Here is a 20,173-nt window from a genome sequence, read left to right as displayed (position 1 = left end):
GGCCGTCACAGGCGCCGGAAAGAACCGCCATTATCGGACGTTCAAAACGGCCTTCCGCCCTACTAGGGGTGATGGCAGACGACGTACTCGTCACGGCGGACTGGGTGGAAGAGCACCTGGACGACTTCCAGAGCGACGACTCGGACCTGCGGCTCGTCGAGATCAACAACCCGACGGTCACCGACGAGTCGGAGTACACGCCCTACGAGGAGGGGCACATCCCCGGGGCGCTGAACTTCGAGTGGGACGAGGTCTTCACCGACGAGACGGAGCGCGACATCGTCTCGAAGGGGGACTTCGCGGCCCGGAACGGCGAGGGCGGCATCGATGCCGACACGACGGTCGTCGTGTACGGGGGCGGCCGCGTCCCGAACTGGTTCGCGCTGTTCGGCTACTGGATCTACAAGTACTACGGTCACGACGACATCCGCGTGATCGACGGCGGGAAGGGCTACTGGGTCGACAACGACTACCCGCTCTCGACAGAGGCGCCCGACTTCACGCCTCGCGAGTACGAGGCCCGCGGTCCCTTCGAGAGCGTCCGCGCCTACAAGGACGACATCGACAAGGCGATCGAAGAGGGGATCCCGATGGTCGACGTGCGCTCCCCCGAGGAGTTCTCCGGCGAGGTCATCGCCCCGGAGGGCCTCGACGAGACCGCCCAGCGCGGCGGCCACATCCCCGGCGCGAGCAACGTGCCGATCGGCACCACGCTGAACGAGGACGGCACGTTCAAGAGCGCGGACGAGCTCCGCGAACTGTACAGCGACGCCGGCGTCGACGGCGACGAGTCGACGATCACCTACTGCCGCGTCGGCGAGCGCTCGTCGATCGAGTGGTTCCTCCTCCACGAGCTGCTCGGCTACGACGACGTCCGCAACTACGACGGCTCGTGGACCGAGTGGGGCAACCTCGTCGGCGCGCCGATCGAGACCGGCGAGTAACCGACGCCGTCGGTCCCCCGCGCCGTCCCGCGCGACCGATCACCGGCGATATGTGTCCGGGGACGTAAGGCGTCGCATGGCACCGTCTCACGTCCTCGTCCCGCTCGACGGGTCGCCGCTCGCCGCCGACGCGCTCGACGACGCGCTCGAACTCTTCGACTGTCGAGTGACCGTCCTGAACGTGGTGACCCCGCTCGACGCGCCGATGAGCGAGGGCGGGATCCTCGGCGCCGACGAGGACCGCCGCGAGAGCGCGCGCGACCGGGCCGACCGCATCGTCGACCGAGCGACGGACCGCGCCGCCGAGAGCGACCGCCGCGTCGAGACGGCGGTCCAGACGGGCGACCCGGCGGCGGCGATCCTGGAGTACGTCGACGCCCACGACGTCGACCGGATCGTCATGGGCGGCCACGGCGGCGAGCGCGGCCGCGTCGCGAGACGGCTGCTCGGCACCGTCGCGACGAGCGTGGTCGCCGACGCGCCCGTGACCGTGACGGTCGTGCGCTGAGCGCCGCTTCACCCGCCCAGCACCGCGGCGAAGGCCGCGTACAGCCCGTATCCGATCGCGATCGACGCCACGAGCGTGATCCCCCAGAAGAGGAGCGTGACGCCGATCTTCCGCCGCGAGACGCCCGCGGAGCCGCCGGCGAGCCCGCCGCCGATGACCCCGGAGATGATGATGTTGTTGAACGAGATGGGGATCCCGAGCCCGATGGCCACCTGCGCGATGATGAATCCGGGGACCAGCGCGGCGATCGACCGCCGGGCGCCGAGCTGCGCGTACTCGCGCGAGGTCGCCTGGAGCAGCTTCGGCGCGCCCATCCACGCGCCCGCGAGGATGCCCGTGGCGCCGAGCGAGAGCAGCACGATGCCCGGCAGTCCGAGCTCGACGCCGTAGAGGTTCTCGAGGGGCCCGGTCGCCAGCCCGACCTGACTCCCGCCGCTGGAGAAGGCGACGACGCTCCCGAGGACGAGGAGGAACGTCCGGATGCCGTCCTCGACCGACGCCCGCGTCCGCCGCCGGACGGCGGCGAACCACGCCGCGGCCGCGAGCAGCGTCACGAGCGCCGCCACGGGGTCGACGCCGAGGAGCGTCGGCGCGCCGACTTGGCGCGCGACGAACCCCGCGACGGAGCTCTGGGCCGCCTCCGGGGGCGAGGGGATGACGCCCAGCCGGACGTTGGCGACGATCCCGCCGACGACGGCCGCGAGCAGCGGGACCCCGACCGTCTCCGGGATGTCGTCGCGCCGGAGGAGGGTTGCGGTGAGGTACGCGAGCCCGCCGGAGACGGGCGGCACGAGCGCCCAGAAGAGCCCGATGCGTCGGTAGGTTTCGAGGGCGGGGTCGCCCCCGAGCGAGAGCCCGACGCCGACCATCGCGCCCGTCGTCGCGAACGCCGCCGGGACCGGGTAGCCGGTGTAGACGCCGAAGGCCATGAACCCGGTGGCGGTGAGCAGTCCCGCCGTCGCCGCCAGCGAGGTGATCTGGACGCCGTCGATCAGTCCCGCGCCGACGGTCTCGGAGATGGCCCCGCCCTGCGTGAGCGCCCCGAGGGCGGCGAGGATCCCGATGAGGAAGGCCGCCCGCATCGTCGAGATGGCGTTGGCGCCGATCGCCGGGGCGAACGGCGGCGAGTTGCTGTTCGCGCCGAGGGCCCACGCGGTAGCGAGGCTGGTTAGCGTCGCGAGGGCGACGAGGACCCAGAAGCCGACGCCGACCACGCTCACGCGCCTCCCTCCGCGCGGGATCGATCCATGTCACTCGGTCCGACGGCGTCGTCGGCTAAATAATCCCCGTCGGACGGGCGTCGGCCGCGTCAGTCGTCGAGCGACGCGACCGCGGTCCGCTCCGCACCGATCCGGCGGTCGAGGAAGTCGTCGAGCAGCTCCAGCGAGCGGATCTTCTGGTCGATGTCGCCCGAGCCGTGGCCCTCCTCGCCGAGCTCCTCGTACTCGTAGTCGTCGCCCTCCGCGAAGCCGGCCTCGTCGAGCGCGTCCCGGAGGATGCGCGCCTGCGAGACCGGCACCCGCGGGTCGTTGACGCCGTGGACGATCAGCAGCGGCGCGTCGACGTTCTCGACGTAGTTCACCGGGCTGCGCTCGCGGTATATCGCCTCGTTCTCGTCCGGCTCGCCGAGGTTCTTCACCATGAGCTCCGTCCGGAAGTGGGGCATGGTGTTCTCGTACATGTCGAACAGGTCGCTGACGCCGACCCACGTGATCCCGGCCGCGTACAGGTCCGGGTACTGGACCATCTGCCAGTTGGCGGAGTAGCCGCCGTAGGAGCCGCCGTAGACGGCGACGCGGTCCTCGTCGAGCCAGTCGTACTCGTCGAGGACGTACTCGGCGCCGGTCGCCACGTCGCCCTGCTCGGCGCCGCCCCAGTCGCCGTACAGCTCCTGGACGAACTCGCGGCCGCGTCCCGTGGAGCCGCGGTAGTTCACCTGGAGGACCGAGTAGCCGCGCGACAGCAGGAACTGGACGCGGTAGCTGAACCGCCGCATGTCGTGGTGTCGCGGCCCGCCGTGGGGGTTGACGATCAGCGGCGAGGGGCGTCGGCCGGAGTCGAACAGCAGCCCCTCGATCTCGAACTCCTCGTAGGGGTCGTGGTCGACCGCGCGCGCCGGCGTCTCGGGGACGCCGTCGGAGGCGAACGTCACCGTCTCCGGCTCGACGAAGTCGTCCGGATCGAACGGGCCGTACTCCGCGTCGAACAACGTCTCCGTCGCGTCCGCGTCGAGGTCGTAGGCGACCAGTTCCGGCCGCTTGCTCGACGTGGTCCGGTACGCGAGCAGGCGGTCGTCCGCGAGCCGGCCCTCGGCCACGCTCGCGACGCCCGCCGGGAAGTCTAGCTCGCGGCCCTCGCCGCTCTCGACGTCGTAGACGACCGGGACCGTCACGGCGCCGCGCGTCCGGCCCGCGACGAACCGGTCGCCGCCCTCGAGGAAGCGGCTCGGCGACTCCTCGAACTCGCCGTCGCCGAACCAGGTCACGTCCGCGTCGTCGACGCCGTCCGAGAGGTCGACGATCCCGGCCCGGCCGAGGTCCTCGCTGTTGTCGCTAATGAGGAGGCGATCGCCGTCCGGTCCCCAGTCGGTGGGCGCGGCCTCGGCGCCCACATCGCCGACGTCGAGCTTGCGCGCGTCCGACCCGTCGGCGGCCGCCACGTACGTGTCGAGGTTCTCGTAGGTGTCCGTCTCGTTCGTCGTGAAAGCGATCCGGTCGCCCTCGGGAGAGAGCTCGCCGCCTCCGACGGCGCGCTCGTAGTCGGTGACCTTCTCCGTCTCGCCGCTCGGCACGTCGTGGCGGTAGAGGTTCATCTGCCCGTCGCGGCTGGAGCCGAGCAGGAGGGTCTCGCCGTCCTCGCCCACGTCGTGGAGGCGGATCTGGCCGTCCATCTCGACGACTGGCTCGCTGTCGCCGTCGAGCGACATCGCCCAGATGTCGTGCTGCTCGTCGCCCGCCTCGTCGCGGTGGTAGAAGAGGCGGTCGCCGCTGGGGTCCCACTCGAAGCCGGCGCGGACGGACCGGGGCACGTCGCCGTCGCTGAGCTGCTCTAAGGACCCGTCTGTCGGGTCACAGAGGTGAAGCTCGTTGCGGCCGGTCACGTCGTAGTAGAGGGCGACGGTCTCTCCGTCCGGGGACACGCGCGGACTCGCGATCGTCGGCAGCGAGGCGAGTTCGCGCAGTACGTCGGTCTCGTCTGAGTCTGACATCCGGATCATACCGGCGGCGGAAACGTCTTGAACGTTTCCCGGGTATCGGTGGGCGCGCGCAGCGCGGCGGTATCGGTGGATCGTCAGGCGGGCGCCGACTCGGTGACGCGCTCTAACTCGGCGATGCCGAGCGCCATCCCGAACACCATGAGGCCGACCGCCGCGACGCCGGCCGGAAGGGAGATCTCCGCGATCACGCTCGCGGTGAACGCTCCGATCCCGCCGCCCATGGCTCCCCGAAACCGCGCCAATCGACCCGGGTCACCCCGCGATGTTCGTCGCCATGTCTTCCGATGGGCGACGACGAGCGACGTCGTCGCCGCGTAGAGGGGAAATATCGCCGCGGTTACAAACGGGTCTCCGGGGAAGAAACGCGCGACGAGACCGGCGACGGACAGTCCGACGACCAGGGCGACACCGTAGCGGAGGGCTCGGTTCACGGTCGTTTATTGTAGGTGTTTCCTAAATGTATTCTGTTGGGTTACCGGTGACGACCCGCCGACAGACCCTTGTCCGGACGCGCCGAACTCCATGTGAAATGGGCTCGTTCGCGGACGCTCCGCTTCCCGTGGCTCCGGACGCCGAGGCGGTCCGCTCCCTCTCGCGGCCGGACGACGCCGACCCCGGAACCGTCGTCTGGCACCGCAGCGACCTGCGGATCGCGGACAATCCGGCGGTCGCGGCGGCCGCCGACGAGTCCGACCGAATCCTCCCGCTGTTCGTCTTCGACCCCGGGTTCCACGACGCGCGCGGCGCGGCCTGCGACGCGCGGATCGCGTTCCTCCACGACTGCCTGCGCGACCTCGACCGCCAGTACCGCGACGTCGACGGCGCGGGGCTCACGTACGCGCACGGCGACCCGATCGAGGTCCTCTCGCGGTTCGCCGACGCCGGCTGGGATGCCGTCGCGAGCGCGACGGCGACCGGCCGGTACGGACGCCGACGCGACGAGCGCGCCCGCGAGCGCCTCGGCGTCGAGTTCGTCGACGGCGACGGACTCGTGCGCGACGCCGACCGCCCGCGAGCGGACTGGAGCGACCGCGTCGAGGCGTGGCTCGCGGCGGAGCCGTTCGACTGGGACCCCCGGTCCGTCGCGGTCGAGCGCGTCGAGACGGGGATCACCCCCGAGCGAGTCGCCGACGCCTACGGGGTCGAGCCGACGAAGACGCGCGTGCCGACCGGGGGACGCGAGGCCGGCCGCGAGCGTCTCCGCGCGTTCACGGAGGAGATCGCGGAGTACCCCGGCTCCATCTCCTCGCCGGTCGACGCCCGCGACGGGACGAGCGGCCTCTCCCCCTACCTGCGGTTCGGCTGCCTCTCCGTCCGCGAGGTCCACCGCCACGTCGACGAGCGCGCGCCGGACGGCCGCGGCAAGTCGATGTTCGTCTCTCGGTTGTACTGGAACCGCCACTACACGCAGAAGCTGCTCGACTGGCCGGGGTGGCTCGACCGCGCCGTCAACCCCGTGTACGAGGAGTTCAACCGCGACCGGCACGACCCCGACCTCGTCGCGGCGTGGAAGGACGGCGAGACGGGGTTCCCGATGGTCGACGCGAGCATGCGCTGCCTGCGCGAGACCGGGTGGCTCAACTTCCGGATGCGGGCGCTCTGCGCCTCCGTCTACTTCCACATCCTCCAGCAGCCGTGGCGCATCGGCGCCGACCACTTCTACGAGCACCTGATCGACGGCGACCCCGCGATCAACTACACCCAGTGGCAGTCGCAGTGCGGACTGGTCGGCCGTCCCGGACTGCGATTGTACGATCCTCGCAAGCAGGTCCGGGACCAAGACCCAGAGGGGGAGTTCGTCTCGCGGTGGGTCCCCGAACTCGCGCCGCTCCCGGCCGCCCATCTCGACGCCCCCGAGAAGGCCCCGCTCGCGGTCCAGCGCGAGGTCGGCGTCAGGATCGGCGAGACGTACCCATATCCGGTGGTCGACTACGAGGCGGCCCGCAGCGAGTTCCGCGAGCGCTACAGGGCCGCGTACCCCGCCGCGGCCGAGCGGCTCGGCGAGGAGGCGATCGCCCGGCGGGCGTCGCTCTCCGGCGGACTCGGCGCCGCCGAGTCCATCGCGGCCGACCACGGGGAACCGGACGCGGACCCCGGGACCGGCTCCGCCCAGGCGGCCCTCGACGAGTTCGAGTGAGCGGTCGCGCCCCTGCTCGGCCGCGCTCGCGAGGCGGTGGAAAGGTTGATACGGTCGTGTGTCGTATTGTGCTGTATGGAACAAAACGTCGGTTCGACGGACAAGCTCGTCAGGACGGCCGTCGGCGCGGTCGCCGGTGCCGCCTCTATAGCGACGCTCGCGGGCGTCGGGCCGCTTCCGGCCCTCGCCGCGCCGGTGCTCGGCGTCGTCGCGCTCGCGATGCTCGCGACGGCGGCGACCGGCACCTGCGGGCTCTACGCCCTGCTCGGCGTCAGCACCTGTCCCGCGGACGGGCGGGCCTCCCGCTGAGCGGCGGCGGACCGACGTTCTGTTTTTCGGCGGCATGGCCCCCGCAGCCACGGTATCACGCCGTTTCGGCGGAGGCCTCAAGTGGCCGCGAGCCGTATCGATATCGTGATCGACAGCCATCCGAGCCGAGGGCGTCTCGCGGCGGACCGTGGCGCGGATCCGAACGGGGTGAGCGCCGCGTGAGCGACGATCCGACGGTCCTCGTGATCGGCGGCGGCGCGACGGGGACGGGGATCGCCCGCGACCTCGCGGGGCGCGGCGTCGACGCCGCGCTCGTCGACCGCGGCGGGCTCGGCGGCGGCACCTCCGGGCGCTCGCACGGCCTCCTCCACAGCGGGGCCCGGTACGCCGAGGCCGACGCCGAGGGCGCCCGCGAGTGCATCGAGGAGAACCGGACGCTCCGGTCGATCGCCGGGGCCTGCGTCCGCGACACCGGCGGCCTGTTCGTCCGCCTCGCCGGCGACGACCCGGACTATCTGGAAGCGAAAATCGCCGCCTGCGAGGAGATCGGTATCGAGACCGAGCGGCTGGACGGCGACGCCGCCCGCGAGGCGGTTCCGGGCCTCGCGGGGGCGGTCGAGGAGGCGTTCCGCGTCCCCGACGGCGTCATCTACCCGTCGCGACTGGTTGCCGCCAACGCCGCCGACGCCGAGCGGCACGGGGCGACCGTCCGCCCGAACGCGCCCGTCGAGGACGTGACGGTCAGCGACGGCGCGGTCGAGTCGGTCCGCGTCGGCGGCGCGGTCGACGCGACGCTCTCGCCCGAGGTCGTCGTCAACGCCACCGGCGCGTGGGCGGACTCGATCGCGGAGATGGCCGGCGTCGAGGTCGGGATGGCGCCGAGCCGCGGCGTGATGGTTTCCGTGGAGTACGACGGGCTCGATCCCGTATTGAACCGGTGTCGGGACCCCGACGACGGCGACATCGTCGTGCCCCACGACGGCGAGGTCGTGCTGGGGACGACGAGCGTCCCCGTCTCCGACCCGGACGACTACGAGACCGCCGAGTGGGAAATCGAGCGCTCCGTCGAGGAGTGCGCCGCGATGCTCCCCGCGGTCGCCGACGCGCCGACCGTTCGGACCTGGTGGGGCGTCCGCCCCCTCTACGCGCCCGACGAGACGGGCTCTGACCGCCGCGGGATCTCCCGCGGGTTCACGCTGCTCGACCACGGGCGCGACGGCGCCGCCGGCCTCTACAGCGTCGTCGGTGGCAAGCTGACCACCTACCGACAGATGGCCGAGACGACCGCCGACCGCGTCTGCGAGCAGCTCGGGGTCGACGCAGCCTGCGAGACCGCCAGCGAGCCGCTCGCGCACGCCGACGACCCCGAGCGGCTGGACGAGCTGGTCGCCGAGTACGGCGGCGCGAACCCGACCGACGCCGACGTGGTCGGCGCGCCGACGGACGACTGAGCCGGACTAGGGATCCACCGCGGACACGTCCACGCGTCCCCGGCCCGACGCGGGGTTCGAGGCTGAACCACGGGATTGAGGCCCCGCCGGCGAGACCGATCGGTATGCCAGTCGCGACGGTCGGCGAGACGGCGACCAACGAGGTAACGGTGACCGAGGAGACGATCGAGGCGTTCGCGGAGCTCTCGGGCGACGAGAACCCGATCCACCTCGACGACGAGTACGCCGCCGAGACGATGTTCGGCGGCCGCGTCGCGCACGGAATTATCTCGGCCGCAGTCGTCTCCGGCGCGCTCGCGGGGCTCTCCGGCGACATCGTCTACCTCTCGCAGGAGCTGTCGTTCGAGAAGCCGGTGTTCCCCGGCGACACGGTCGCGGCGAGCGTCAGCGTCATCGACGACCTCGGCGGCGACCGCCTCGCGGTCGAGACGACCGCGACCGTCCCCGAGCGCGACGAGCGCGTCCTCTCCGGGGAGGCGGTAGTGCTGTCGGTGCCGCACGGCGACGAGTAGCGAGCCGCCGCGGCGGCCGGTCGGTTACCCCTGCCACCGGAGCACGGTCGCCGACCAGGTGTAGCCGGTGCCGGCCGCGAGCAGGCAGACGAGGTCGCCCGGTTCGAGCCGGCCCGTCTCGACGCCGGCCTCCAGCGCGAGCGCCTGATCGACGCTCTGGACGTGGCCGTACTCGTCGAGGTAGTAGCCGTCGCTCGCGGGGTCAAGCCCGAGCTCGTCGAGGACGCGCTCGTGGAACGACCGCTTCATGTGCGTCAGCGCGACGTAATCGAGGTCGCCGCGCTCGAACCCCGACCGCTCCAGGGCCGTGTCGGCGACGGAGAGGTACGCCGGCAGCGACACCGGACCGAGCCGCTCTTTCATCCCCTCGGGGTCGGGCACGTCGAGGGTGTGGAGCCCCTCGCGGACGGTCTCCTCGCTCGGCGGGCGCTTCGACCCGCCCGCCGGCATCACCACGTCGTCGGCGAAGGAGCCGTCCGTCTCGGCCGCGCTCGCGCGGACGGTCGCCCGGGCGCGACCGTCAAAGGGATCGCCGTCGGTCGCCGCGTCGGATCCGTCGCCGTCGTCGCCCGCCTCGACGACGAGCGCGCTCGCGCCGCTGCCGAAGTTGAACATGAAGGAGCTGTCCTCGTTGCCGTAGTCGACGAGGTCCTCCTCGCGGCTGGCGGCGACGAGCAGCGCGGTCTCCATCGGTTCCGCCTCCAGCTGCGCGGTCACCTGCCGGAGCGCGATCGGCGCGCCCGCACAGAGCGTGTAGCTCTCGGTCGCGTACGCGTTCGTCGCCCCGATCCGGTCGGTGATCGCCGCCGCCGCCGACCAGACGACGTGGTCCTTGTACTCCGAGCCGTGGTAGACGACGACGTCGAGGTCGGTCGGGTCAACGCCCGCGTCCGCCAGCGCGGCCTCGGCCGCCTTCACGGACATGTCGGTCGCGTGGTCGCCGTCCGGCGGACAGACGCGCTTCTCGCGGACGCCCATCTTCTCGACGACGACCTCCTCCGGGATGCCGCTCTCGGCGGCGATCGCTTCGCCGGTAACGGTCTCGTCGGGGACGTACGTCCCGAGTCCGGTGATCCCGACCGTCATGCGTCTCCTCCGTGCCGCGTTCGGGTCGTCTCGTCGCGCTCCGTCCGATCCGTTCCGTCGTGTCGCGTTGGTTCGATCATGTGTCGTGTGAGAGTCGCGGGCGGTCGCGGCGAGCGCGCGCGTCGGCGCGTGCCGCGGCGTCCGCGGAGCCGCGGGCCCGCGACGCTACCGGAGGTAGCGCCGCAGGTGGTCCGGGAGCCGCTTCCCGACGGTGCCGCCGAGCCGGTCGCGCAGGGTGCCGAGGATGCCGTTCGGGACGAACAGCACGAACAGCACGAAGACGATCCCGAGGTACAGCGGGGCGCGCCCGTCGACCGCGGTGTTGACGAACAGCTCCAGGCTGATCCCGAAGAGGTCGGCTTGGAGGACGCTCTCCGGGAGCCCCTCGCGGAGCAGCGTCGCGATCCCGCCGCTCTCGGTCGAGAGGACGTCCTCTAACCCCTGGTTGAACAGGGTCCCGTACACCGGGCCGGCGAGGGTGCCGAACCCGCCGACGATCGTCGTGATCAGCGCGTCGGCGGTGACGAGGAAGTAGAACGTCCCGTCGGGCGCGACCGACCGCGAGTAGGCGGCGAAGATCCCGCCCGCGACGGCCCCGAAGAAGCCGCCGACGGCGAACGCGGCCAGCTTGAACCGATAGGTCGCGTAGCCGACGGCGCGGGCCCGCTCCTCGTTCTCGCGGATCGCGATCATTACGCGCCCGAACGGCGAGTGGAGGATCCGCTGCATCGCGAAGTAGCAGACGACGACGACGATCCCGAGCGCGTAGTACGAGACCACCGTCGCCGAGAGGTCGAGCCCGAGCCCGAGCAGGTTCTCGAAGCTCTCGCCCGTGAGCCGCCCCACGTCGAGGCTCAGCGCGTCGACGAACGGGACGCCGATCGCGAGCGCGTCGCCGCTCACCGTCGCGCCCTCGGTCGGGTTCGTCGAGACGTACCCCCACGAGCGGATCAGCTCGTAGATCACCTGCGCGAACCCGAGCGTGATCATCGCGAAGTAGACGCCCGTGAGCCGGAACGACACCGACCCGATGACGAGCGCGAGCAGGCCGGCCAGCGCGGCGCCCAAGAGGAGCGTGATCATGAACGGGGTACCCTCGGGAACGCCCGGGACCTGTCCGTTCGCGGCGAGGACGACGAAGTACGCGCCCGTGCCGTAGAAGGCCGCGTGGCCGAACGAGAGGTAACCGGTGTAGCCGCTGACGAAGTCGAAGCTCATCGCGAACAGGCCCATGTACAGCACCACGACCATGAACGTGATCGCGGGGAGGAACGCCTCGGCGAACGGGGCCGCCGGCGTCGCGAGCAGCGCCTCGTAGGCCAGCGGGTACAGCAGGAACCCGACGATCACGGCCGCGTGGACGACGTGGTCCCGCAGGTACGCGCGGAGGCCGCCGGTCGCGGTCGACGGTGGCATCGGGTCCGTCTCGTCGACGGGCGCGTCCGATTCTGTCGGTGCGTCCGCGTCGACGGGCGCGTCCGCGTCGGCGGAGGGGTCGGGGTCGCTAATGGCCCCCCACCTCCTCGACGCCGTAGAGCCCCTGCGGGCGGATAATGAGCATCACCACGAGCAGGAGGAAGATGGTCACCTCGGAGAGGCCGGGGAAGGTGACGATCCCGGTGGTGAACAGCCACGTCGTCACCGAGTCGGCGACGCCGACGATGCCCGCGGCGACGAGCGTCCCGGTGAAGCTCCCCAGCCCGCCGATGATGACGACGACGAACGCGTACAGCAGCACGTCGATGCTCAGGAGGACGCTGGGGCCCCAGATCGGGTCCCACATCAGCAGCACGCCGCCGACCGCGGCGAGCCCGGTGCCGACGCCGAACACGACGGTGAACGCCTGCCGCACGTCGATGCCGAGCGCCTGGACCATCTCGGTGTCCTCGCTGCCGGCGCGGATGTAGAGCCCGTACAGCGTCTTCGTCAGGAACGCCCACACTGCGACCGCGACGACCGCGCCGATCGCGATCTCGAAGAGGTACAGCCGCCTGACGCCGACGCCGAACAGCTGGGTCCGGCCCAAGAGCACGTCCGGGGCGGTGGCCATCGGCGCCTGCCACTGCGGGTCCGGCTGGATCCCGCGGAGCGTTAAGACGATCCGGGCCAGCTCCTCGATGATGAGCGAGACGCCGAAGGTCAACAGGATCTGGTAGGTGGGCGTGCGGTCGTAGATCGGTCGGATCAGCGCGACCTCCATCGCGCTGCCGGCGGCGGTCGTGACCGCGAACACCAGCGCCAGCGCGACGAAGAAGACGAGTATCGTCGCGAGCGTCCCGGTGTTCGCGCCGACGACGAGCACGAGCACGAGGCCGCCGAGGTACGCGCCGACCATCGCGACCGCGCCGTGCGCGAAGTTGAGGACGCCCATCAGCCCGAAGACCAGGGTCAGCCCGACCGCGATGGTGAAGTACACCGCGCCCTTGCCGATCCCCTCGGCGAGCACGCGGGCGGCCGTCTGGAGGCCGTCGACCGCGCCGCCCGTCGCGAGCAGCGCGCCCGGGTCGAGCAGCGCGCCCGGGTCGAGCAGCGGCGCGAACTGCGAGAGGGCCGCCGCGAGCGTTCCGGGGGTCATGCGGTGAGGTACCTCCGGATTCGCTCGTCGTCGCTCGTGACGCCGGCGGTCTCGCCCTCCTCGACGACGACGCCGTGGTCGACGAGGTAGAACCGGTCGGCCAGGTCCATCGCCAGCCGGAAGTTCTGTTCGACGAGCACCATCGTCGTGTCGGCGGAAGCCGCGCGGAGCGCCTCGACGACGTCCTCGACGATCTGGGGCGCGAGCCCTTCGCTCGGCTCGTCGACGAGCAGCAGATCGTTGTCGCCGACCATGCCGCGGGCGATGGCGAGCATCTGCTGTTGCCCGCCGCTGAGGTCGCCCGCCTCCTTGTCGGCGAAGCGGTCGAGCGCCGGGAACAGCTCGTAGGCCTCCGCGATCCGAGCGCCCGGGTCGGCTGCCGAGTGCGCGGCGACGCGGAGGTTCTCCTCGACAGTGAGATGCGAGAACACGCGCCGCTCCTCCGGGACCCAGCCCATTCCCCGGGCGGCGATCTCGTGGGGCTCCATCCCCGTCACGTCCGTTCCGTCGAACCGGACCGTCCCCTCGCGGGGCGGCGTCAGCCCGAGCGCGGTGCGGAGCGTCGTCGTCTTCCCGACGCCGTTGCGCCCGACCAGCGCGACGATCTCGCCCTCCTCGACCGACAGCGAGAGCCCCTGGAGGATGTGGCTCTCGCCGTAGTACGTGTGGACGCCGTCGAGTTCGAGGGTTGTCACCGCGGCTCACCCCCGACGCTCGCGCGGCGACCGCCGTCGGCCGCGGCGTTGCCGTCGCGGTCGGCGGTGCCGTCGCTCTCCTCGGTGTCGTCGCCGGTCCCCTCGCCGGCCGCCGAGTCGTCGCCGGCCCCCTCGCGGCCGTACCCGCCGAGGTACGCCTCCTGAACGGCCGGGTCACCGCGCACGTCTTCGGGTGGACCGTCGGCGATGAGCTCGCCGCGGTGGAGGACGGCGATCCGGTCGGAGATGTCCATCACCACCTCCATGTTGTGTTCGATGAGCATCACCGAGTGGTCCTCCGCCACGTCCTCGATCAGCTCGACGACCTCGTCGACGCCCTCGCTCGACACGCCGGCGGTCGGCTCGTCGAGCAGCAGGAGGTCGGGGTCGCCGGCGAGCGCGACGCCGATTTCCAGGCTGCGCTTCTCGCCGTGGCTCAGGTTCTCCGTGACGGTCTCCGCCTCGGCCGCCAGCCCAATCCGTTCGAGGATCGCGGTCGCCTCGGCGTAGTGTTCCTCGAAGTCGGCCACGTTGCGCCACAGCTTCCAGGAGTCGTTCCCGCGGCTTGCCTGCGCGGCGACGCGGACGTTCTCCAACACCGTCAGCGTCGGGAACAGGTTCGTGATCTGGTACGACCGGTGGATCCCCGCGAGCGCCGTCTCGTCCGGCGAGGCCGCGGTGATGTCGAGCGCCGAACCGCTTCCGTCCGTCCCCGCGGCGCCGCCCGGCGGGTCGAAGCGGATGCGTCCGTCGGAGGGCTCCAACACGCCCGTGAGCAGGTTGAAGAACGTCGTCTTCCCCGCGCCGTTCGGGCCGATGATCGAGCAGAGCTCGCCGGCCTCCAGCGCGAAGTCGACGCCGTCGACGGCGGTGATGCCGCCGAAGCGCTTCGTGAGCCCCTCGGTCTCCAGCAGCATTACAGCGAGCAGCTGGCGTCCGATTCGGGGACCATCACGTCCTCGGCGTCGAGGCGTTCGAGCGGCTCGCCCGGCATGATGGGCGCGTCCCAGGTGTCGGCGTACTCGTCGCTGGTCGGGACCGGCCACGCGACCGTCATCTGCGAGGCCGCCTGGTTGTTGTGCTCCTGGAACGTGTACCCGTTCTCGCCCTTCGGCGTGTCCGTGACGGTCATCCCGCGCAGCGCGTCGGCGATGTCGGCGCCGTCGGTGGAACCGGCCTCCGAGACGGCCTGCGAGAGCGCCGATGCCGCGGTGAAAGTGCCGGAGCTGAACAGGTCGGGGACGATGCCGTACGCGTCGACGTGCATCTGCCGGAACTGCTCGTTGATCGAGTTGTCGTACTGGTTCCAGTGGTACCGGCTGGTGAACGGTCCGAGCCCGGCGTCTTTGACGTCCTGCGCGGTGAAGTCCTCGCCCAGCGCCGACTCGATGGTACCGCCGATGAGCTGCGTCGTCAGGAGGGCCGCGAACCCGCCGAACACCTGGACGTCGTAGGAGATGGCCGAGGTGAGGAACTGCGGCAGCGTCGACGCCGTGAAGCCGCCGACGACGCCCGACGCGCCGTCCGAGACCGCCTGCTCGAAGAGGCCGTCGAACTCGGAGTAGCCGACCTCGACGAACCGCGGCTCCAGCACGTCGACCCCTTGGCTCTCCAAGACCTGCGTGTAGTTGCTCGCGACGCTCTGCCCGAACGCGTTGTCGGACGCGAACACGGCGACCGTGTCGATGTCGAAGTTCTCCGCCACGTACGTCCCCCCGGCCCGCGCGTCCATCGCGGTGTGCTCGCTCGCGCGGAACGCGAGCGGGTGACAGAACTCGTCGCTCACGGTGATGCCGGCGTCGGCCGCGGGCCCGATCAGGTAGGGCACGTCCGTCTCGTCGACGACGGTGTCGATGAGCCGACGCGCGCTGTCGGAGGAGGTGCCCCCGAACAGGATGTCGACCTCTTCGTCCAAGACGAGGTCGGTCGCGACGCTCTGGGCCGTGTCCGGGCTGAACCCGGTGTCCTCGACGATTATCTCGTAGGTGGGGCCACCGTCTGGATCGACGGTGTACGTCCCCGGCGTCGCCTCCTGGATCGGGTCGAGGTCGTGCTTGTACGCCAGCCCGGAGTAGAACCCGCGGAGGCTGATCTGCCCGTAGTACTGGAGGTCGCCGGAGGTCGGCTGGAGCGCGCCGATCCGGACCGTCTCACCGGAGAGGTCCCCGCCGCCGGCGCCGTCCCCGCCGCTGCCGCCGGAGCCGTCCCCGCCGTCCGACCCGTCCCCGCCGTCCGACCCGTCCCCGCCGTCCGACCCGTCCCCGCCGTCTCCGCCCCCGGAACAGCCGGCCAGGCCGGTCAGTCCCGCCGCGCCGACCGCGGCGCCGGTTCCTCGCAGGTACGATCGCCGTGTGTGTTCGTCTCGCATACACTACCCGAGGACGACCACCATCATCAAGGGCCGAGTTAAGATGTTAACAGTCCTCTCGGATTCGACGGGCAACGCCGGGAAACCGGACTGAAACAGAGGTTTTTGAACGGAGACCGGGCGGTCGCCCCCGCCGACCGCTCGCTTCGACGGGTCGCTTCGGTCGCTACTCCAGTCGGTCGAGCGCGGCGACGACGCTGCGGAGCAGCTTCTTCTCGCCGCGGCGCATGTTCTTCGAGACGGCCGCGGTCGAGACGTCGAACTCGTCGGCGAGCGTCGACAGCGTCGCCTCGCGGGGCGACTCGAAGTAGCCGGCGTCGGCGGCCGACTCGATGGTCTCGCGCTCGACGTCGGTCAGGCCCCGACACGCCTCCAGCATCGTCGAGGCCGCGTTCGCGTTCCGCATCGTGTCGAACAGCGCCTCCATCGAGAGTTCCGTGCGGTCCTCCACGACGAACTCGTTGCCCTTCTCCAAGTCGTGGAGCGCCGCCTCGGTCGTCGCCTCGTCGTCGAAGCCGACCTGCCACTGCTCGGAGCCGTCCTCGATGAGGAACGGGCCGGTGATGTAGCCGCCGTGGTCCGTTATCGTCGACATCGCGTTCGTCTCCTCGATGACGGTCCGGATGATCGCGGTTCCGTCCTCCTTCGAGAACAGGCGGTACTCGGCCATGTTCTCGTGGTCGCGGAGCGCCGAGAGCCCCTCGCCGAGCTCGTAGCGGTCCGGCGACTCGACGAGCAGCCGCGTCTCCAACTGCTCCGCCGCCGTGTCCAACTGCCAGTGCATGGCCGAGAAGGAGACGTCGTGGTCGGCGGAGGTGTCGATGAACGGGCAGTCGAACTGCTCCATATCCATCGTGACGTCGAGCATGCTCCGTCCTTATTCCCCGCGTATATAATGGTTGTTCCTGTGAGTTGCGCGGCGATCGGAGGTGTCTCCGTCCGATAGCTGCGCGCCGACCCGATCTCTCTGCGTCGCCTACTCGCCGAACCGCTCTTTCAGCGCCGCGCGGTCGATCTTCGACGGCCCCGATGTCGGCATCTCGTCGACGAAGGCCAGCTCCTTCGGCACCGCGTACCGGGCGACGCGCGAGGCGAGGTGCGACTCCACGTCGCCGAGCGTGAGCGACTCGTCGCCGACGAGAATCGCCTTCCCGACCGTCCCCCACCGCTCGCTCGGGACGCCGATCACGACCGCCTCCTCGATCCCCGGGTGGTCGGTGAGCGCGTCCTCAACGCGGGGCGGATAGACGTTCTCGCCGCCGGAGACGAACATGTTCTTCTTGCGCCCCTCGATGTGGTAGTAGCCGTCCTCGTCGACGCGCGCGAGGTCGCCGGTCGACACCCAGTCGCCGAACGTCTCGGCCGTCTCCGCGGGCTCGTTCCAGTAGCGGTCGGCCGCGGCCGGACCGGCCAGTTCGAGTTCCCCGACCGTCCCGTCGGGGACGGGTCCGTCCTCGTCGACGACGCGCGCGTCGACCGCGAGCGCCGGCACGCCCACGCTGGCGGTCTTCTCCTGCGGGAACCCGTCTGGCATCGCGAAGTTGTTCGGCCCGCACTCGGTGAGCCCGTACCCCTGCGATATCTCGACGCCGCGGTCGCGCCACGCCGCGATGACGCTCTCCCGACAGGGGCCGCCGCCGCTCTTCACGAAGCGGAGCGAGGAGAGATCGGTGTCCCCGAACTCGTCGTGGCGGGCCATCATCCGCAACACGGCCGGCACCGCGACCAGCGTCGTCGCCGACTCGCGCTCCACGTCCCGCAGCACGCGCCCGGGGTCGACCTCCGGACTCAGCAGGATCCGCCCGCCCATCTGGAAGAAGGGGACCGTGAGCACGTTCCAGCCGCCGGTGTGGAACATCGGGAACACCATCGGCGTAACGTCGTCCTCGCGGAGCCCCCACGCCGTGATCGTGTTGAACGCGTTCCAGCGCATCGCGCCGTGGCTGATCACCGTCTCCTTCGGCGTCCCGGTCGAGCCGCCGGTGTGTAAGAAGAGGTGGGGATCCGCGAGTGAGACGTCGGCAGTCTCGACGGGAGAGCCGTCGACGGGCAGGTCCCGCGTGTACGACCGCCACGCGTCGTCGCCGTCGGTCGGTATCGAGCGGACGGTCGGCTCGACGTCGGCGCGCTCCAAGGCGTCGATGACGTCGCCCTCGAACGGCGTCTCCACGAGGAGCAGTTCCGGGTCGACCGTCCCCAACACCGCCGAGAGGTCGCGCTCCGCGAGCCGGTGCGAGAGCGGCGCGAGGACGGCGCCGGTCTTGCCGGTCGCGAAGAACAGGTCGACCAGCTCGACGCGGTTCCGCGAGACGACGGCGACGCGGTCGCCCGCCTCGACGCCGACCCCGCGGAGGAACCGCGCGGTGCGGTTGGCGCGCTCGTCCAGCTCGGCGTACGTGTACTCGGCGTTCGCGGCCGTGTCGGTGACGGCGACGCGGTCCGGCGAGAGCCGCGCGCGCCGCGCCGACAGCGAGCCGACCCACTCGTACGCCCGGTCGCCGTGCGGGTGCGGTCGCGGGTCGGCGCCGGTCCCCTCCGCGCGGTCCTCGCCCCGCGGGTCGTCTCCGGTCGCCATCTCAGGCGACCTCACCGAGGAACGACCGGACTCGCTCGTTGACGCGCTCGCGCTCCTCGACGAAGAAGAGGTGCGGCCCGCCCTCGAACCGCTCGACCTCGGCGTGCGGGAGCAGCTCCGCCAGGAGGTCGGCGTTCTTGACCGGGAGGACCCGGTCCGCGGTCCCGTGGAGGACGAGCGTCGGCACGGACAGGTCGCCGAGCCGGTCGCTCGCGTCGAACGCCGCCACCGCGGCCGCCTGCGCCTCCCGGCCCGTCGGCGTCGCGTCGCCCGCGAGCCGCCAGTCGACGATCCGGTCGACGAGCTCGGGCTCGCGATCGTAGAATCCGTCCGAGACGGCCGGCTCCATCAGGTAGCGAATCCGCTCGCGGGGGTCGGCGTCCTCGGCCACCGAGAAGATGTGCTCTTGGACCGCCGGCGGCGTCGGCGTCGCCTCGTCGCCGCCGGGCGACGTGCACAGCAGCGTCAGCGACGCGACCCGGTCGTCGGCGAGCGCCAGCTTCTGCGCGATCATCCCGCCCATCGACGCGCCGCAGACGTGGGCCGCGTCGACGCCGCGGTCGTCGAGGACCGCGGCCGCGTCGGCCGCCATCTCGGCGACCGTGTACGGTCCCTCGGGCACGTCGGAGTCCCCGGTGCCGCGGTTGTCCGGACGGAGCACCTCGTAGTCGTCCGCCAACGCCTCGGTGAGCCACCGCCACATCCACCGGCCGTACCCGAGGCCTTCCAACAGCAGCACCGTCGGTCCGTCTGGGTCCCCGTCGACGGCGTAGTCGATCGCCACGCCGTCCCGTGTCACGCTTGGCATAGCAGGATCCACCACGCGGTCCTCCATCAATCCGGGCGTTAACGTTTCAACCACCCCCGCCGAAGCGGGCGGTTCCCGCCGGCTCGCCGCCGCCTCGGGACTCCCGAACGCTCGCGGGCACACACTCAATTCGGTCGGGGACGACCGCCCCGCACGGGTACCGCCAACTTCCTCTTCGTCTCGGCCGACGCGGCGCTCATAACCGACCTGCCCCGGCAGGTTCACCGCGAGGGCCACGGCGTGAAGTACTACGTCGAAACCGAGAGCGACCGCCTCCAGGCGTGGGGGTACCTCGGGTCGTGAGCCTCGAACGGCGCCGGACTCGCTGACGCCGATCGCCGGTCCGACGGCCCGGCGACGGCGGCCCTCGCCCTCCACGACTTTTTAACGGTCCGGACCACTACACCGGGTATGCCGAAGTATTCGACGGGCGGCGGCGGCGGCGGCGACGACGGCGACGCGTGCGAGCTCTGCGGCCGCGAGACCGCGGACCTCCGGAAGGCGACGGTCGCCGGCGCGAAGCTGCTCGTGTGTTCCAACTGCCGCCCCCACGACGACGCCGGGAACGCGCCCAGCGGCGGGTCGCGCGGCGGGAGCGCCGGCGGCAGCCCCGGGGGCGCCGGCGGCTCCGGCTCGGGCGCGACCGAGAGCCGGAAGAAGGAGCTCGCCCGCAAGCAGGCGAAGATGTACGACTCCGCCGCCGGCGACTCGAAGCGCTGGGAGGAGGAGGGGACGAGCTACGAGTCCGACCGCCTCCCGTACCTCGTCTCCGGCTACGGCGACGTGGTCACCGAGGCGCGGCAGGACGCCGGGCTGACCGTCGAGGAGGTCGCCGCCGAGCTGGAGGTCGACGAGGACGACCTGCTCGCGGTCGAGGACGGGCGCGCCGCGACCGCCAACGTGGGCGGGTCGGTCGTGCGGGCGCTCGAGGAGCGGTTCGGGATCGACGTCGTCGACGAGTGACCCGCACCGTCTCCCCCGGCGCCGGGTCGAGTTCGCGGACCGCGCGGGACGCGAGGCGACGGGC

19 protein-coding genes and 1 pseudogene are annotated in these 20,173 nt (G+C 71.4%); 8 read left to right on the top strand and 12 right to left on the bottom strand.

What is annotated here, in order from left to right; all coding sequences use genetic code 11:
* The first annotated feature begins 71 nt into the window (after positions 1-71).
* Positions 72-944, top strand: a complete 873-nt coding sequence (locus tag DVK06_RS13720) for a sulfurtransferase (RefSeq protein WP_121600671.1) — start codon at positions 72-74, stop codon at positions 942-944.
* Between the two features lie 76 nt (positions 945-1,020).
* Positions 1,021-1,452, top strand: a complete 432-nt coding sequence (locus DVK06_RS13715; protein WP_121600670.1) for a universal stress protein — start codon at positions 1,021-1,023, stop codon at positions 1,450-1,452.
* Between the two features lie 8 nt (positions 1,453-1,460).
* Here the strand turns inward: DVK06_RS13715 and DVK06_RS13710 are convergent, their stop codons facing one another.
* From DVK06_RS13710 to DVK06_RS19345, 3 genes are all read right to left on the bottom strand, one after another.
* Positions 1,461-2,666, bottom strand: coding sequence for an inorganic phosphate transporter (locus DVK06_RS13710; protein WP_121600694.1), 1,206 nt, complete (start codon positions 2,664-2,666; stop codon positions 1,461-1,463).
* A 95-nt stretch (positions 2,667-2,761) separates the two neighbouring features.
* Positions 2,762-4,660: a prolyl oligopeptidase family serine peptidase gene (locus tag DVK06_RS13705; RefSeq protein WP_121600669.1), complete on the bottom strand. Its 1,899-nt coding sequence runs from the start codon at positions 4,658-4,660 to the stop codon at positions 2,762-2,764.
* A gap of 83 nt (positions 4,661-4,743) precedes the next feature.
* Positions 4,744-4,890, bottom strand: coding sequence for a hypothetical protein (locus DVK06_RS19345; RefSeq protein ID WP_233561732.1), 147 nt, complete (start codon positions 4,888-4,890; stop codon positions 4,744-4,746).
* 308 nt (positions 4,891-5,198) lie between these two features.
* Between DVK06_RS19345 and DVK06_RS13695 the strand changes: the two genes are divergently transcribed.
* From DVK06_RS13695 to DVK06_RS13680, 4 genes are all read left to right on the top strand, one after another.
* A complete protein-coding gene (locus DVK06_RS13695; RefSeq protein ID WP_121600667.1) occupies positions 5,199-6,806 on the top strand; it encodes a cryptochrome/deoxyribodipyrimidine photo-lyase family protein in 1,608 nt (535 codons plus the stop codon).
* A 75-nt stretch (positions 6,807-6,881) separates the two neighbouring features.
* Entirely contained in the window at positions 6,882-7,115 is a 234-nt protein-coding gene (locus tag DVK06_RS13690; protein WP_121600666.1) for a DUF2892 domain-containing protein, read from the top strand.
* 179 nt (positions 7,116-7,294) lie between these two features.
* On the top strand, positions 7,295-8,527 hold the full coding sequence (locus DVK06_RS13685) for an FAD-dependent oxidoreductase (RefSeq protein ID WP_121600665.1): 1,233 nt from the start codon (positions 7,295-7,297) through the stop codon (positions 8,525-8,527).
* Positions 8,528-8,631: 104 nt separating this feature from the next.
* Positions 8,632-9,039 carry a MaoC family dehydratase gene (locus tag DVK06_RS13680; RefSeq protein WP_121600664.1) on the top strand — a complete coding sequence of 136 codons (408 nt, stop codon included), beginning with the start codon at positions 8,632-8,634 and terminating at the stop codon, positions 9,037-9,039.
* Between the two features lie 24 nt (positions 9,040-9,063).
* Here the strand turns inward: DVK06_RS13680 and DVK06_RS13675 are convergent, their stop codons facing one another.
* From DVK06_RS13675 to DVK06_RS13635, 9 genes are all read right to left on the bottom strand, one after another.
* Positions 9,064-10,125: a 3-oxoacyl-ACP synthase gene (locus DVK06_RS13675; protein WP_121600663.1), complete on the bottom strand. Its 1,062-nt coding sequence runs from the start codon at positions 10,123-10,125 to the stop codon at positions 9,064-9,066.
* A gap of 165 nt (positions 10,126-10,290) precedes the next feature.
* Positions 10,291-11,475 (bottom strand): branched-chain amino acid ABC transporter permease, encoded by a 1,185-nt coding sequence (locus tag DVK06_RS13670; protein WP_121600693.1) that lies wholly within the window; start codon positions 11,473-11,475, stop codon positions 10,291-10,293.
* A 154-nt stretch (positions 11,476-11,629) separates the two neighbouring features.
* Positions 11,630-12,700 carry a branched-chain amino acid ABC transporter permease gene (locus tag DVK06_RS13665; RefSeq protein ID WP_121600662.1) on the bottom strand — a complete coding sequence of 357 codons (1,071 nt, stop codon included), beginning with the start codon at positions 12,698-12,700 and terminating at the stop codon, positions 11,630-11,632.
* A complete protein-coding gene (locus tag DVK06_RS13660) occupies positions 12,697-13,395 on the bottom strand; it encodes an ABC transporter ATP-binding protein (protein WP_053772659.1) in 699 nt (232 codons plus the stop codon). Before DVK06_RS13660 ends, DVK06_RS13665 begins: the two co-directional genes overlap by 4 nt.
* Entirely contained in the window at positions 13,392-14,312 is a 921-nt protein-coding gene (locus tag DVK06_RS13655; protein WP_121600661.1) for an ABC transporter ATP-binding protein, read from the bottom strand. Before DVK06_RS13655 ends, DVK06_RS13660 begins: the two co-directional genes overlap by 4 nt.
* Positions 14,312-15,763, bottom strand: coding sequence for an ABC transporter substrate-binding protein (locus DVK06_RS13650; RefSeq protein ID WP_121600660.1), 1,452 nt, complete (start codon positions 15,761-15,763; stop codon positions 14,312-14,314). The genes DVK06_RS13655 and DVK06_RS13650 overlap by 1 nt, the downstream gene beginning before the upstream one ends.
* Positions 15,764-15,929: 166 nt before the next feature.
* Positions 15,930-16,631 carry a helix-turn-helix domain-containing protein gene (locus DVK06_RS13645; protein WP_121600659.1) on the bottom strand — a complete coding sequence of 234 codons (702 nt, stop codon included), beginning with the start codon at positions 16,629-16,631 and terminating at the stop codon, positions 15,930-15,932.
* A 108-nt stretch (positions 16,632-16,739) separates the two neighbouring features.
* The gene (locus DVK06_RS13640; protein WP_121600658.1) at positions 16,740-18,338 is read right to left on the bottom strand and encodes an AMP-binding protein; all 1,599 of its coding nucleotides are present in this window, start codon (positions 18,336-18,338) and stop codon (positions 16,740-16,742) included.
* 1 nt (position 18,339) lies between these two features.
* Positions 18,340-19,146 carry an alpha/beta fold hydrolase gene (locus tag DVK06_RS13635; RefSeq protein WP_233561730.1) on the bottom strand — a complete coding sequence of 269 codons (807 nt, stop codon included), beginning with the start codon at positions 19,144-19,146 and terminating at the stop codon, positions 18,340-18,342.
* A gap of 159 nt (positions 19,147-19,305) precedes the next feature.
* Here DVK06_RS13635 and DVK06_RS19340 point away from each other — a divergent pair.
* A pseudogene (locus DVK06_RS19340) lies at positions 19,306-19,419 on the top strand (phosphoribosylamine-glycine ligase); the annotation flags it as partial.
* Positions 19,420-19,557: 138 nt separating this feature from the next.
* Positions 19,558-20,109, top strand: coding sequence for a transcriptional regulator (locus DVK06_RS13625; protein WP_121600657.1), 552 nt, complete (start codon positions 19,558-19,560; stop codon positions 20,107-20,109).
* Positions 20,110-20,173 lie beyond the last annotated feature (64 nt).

The sequence above is a fragment of the Halorubrum sp. Atlit-28R genome, assembly GCF_003665955.1.
Taxonomy (GTDB): Archaea; Halobacteriota; Halobacteria; order Halobacteriales; family Haloferacaceae; genus Halorubrum; species Halorubrum tropicale.
Note: the sequence above shows the minus strand (reverse complement) of the source record. Positions and strands in the feature narration are given on the sequence as shown.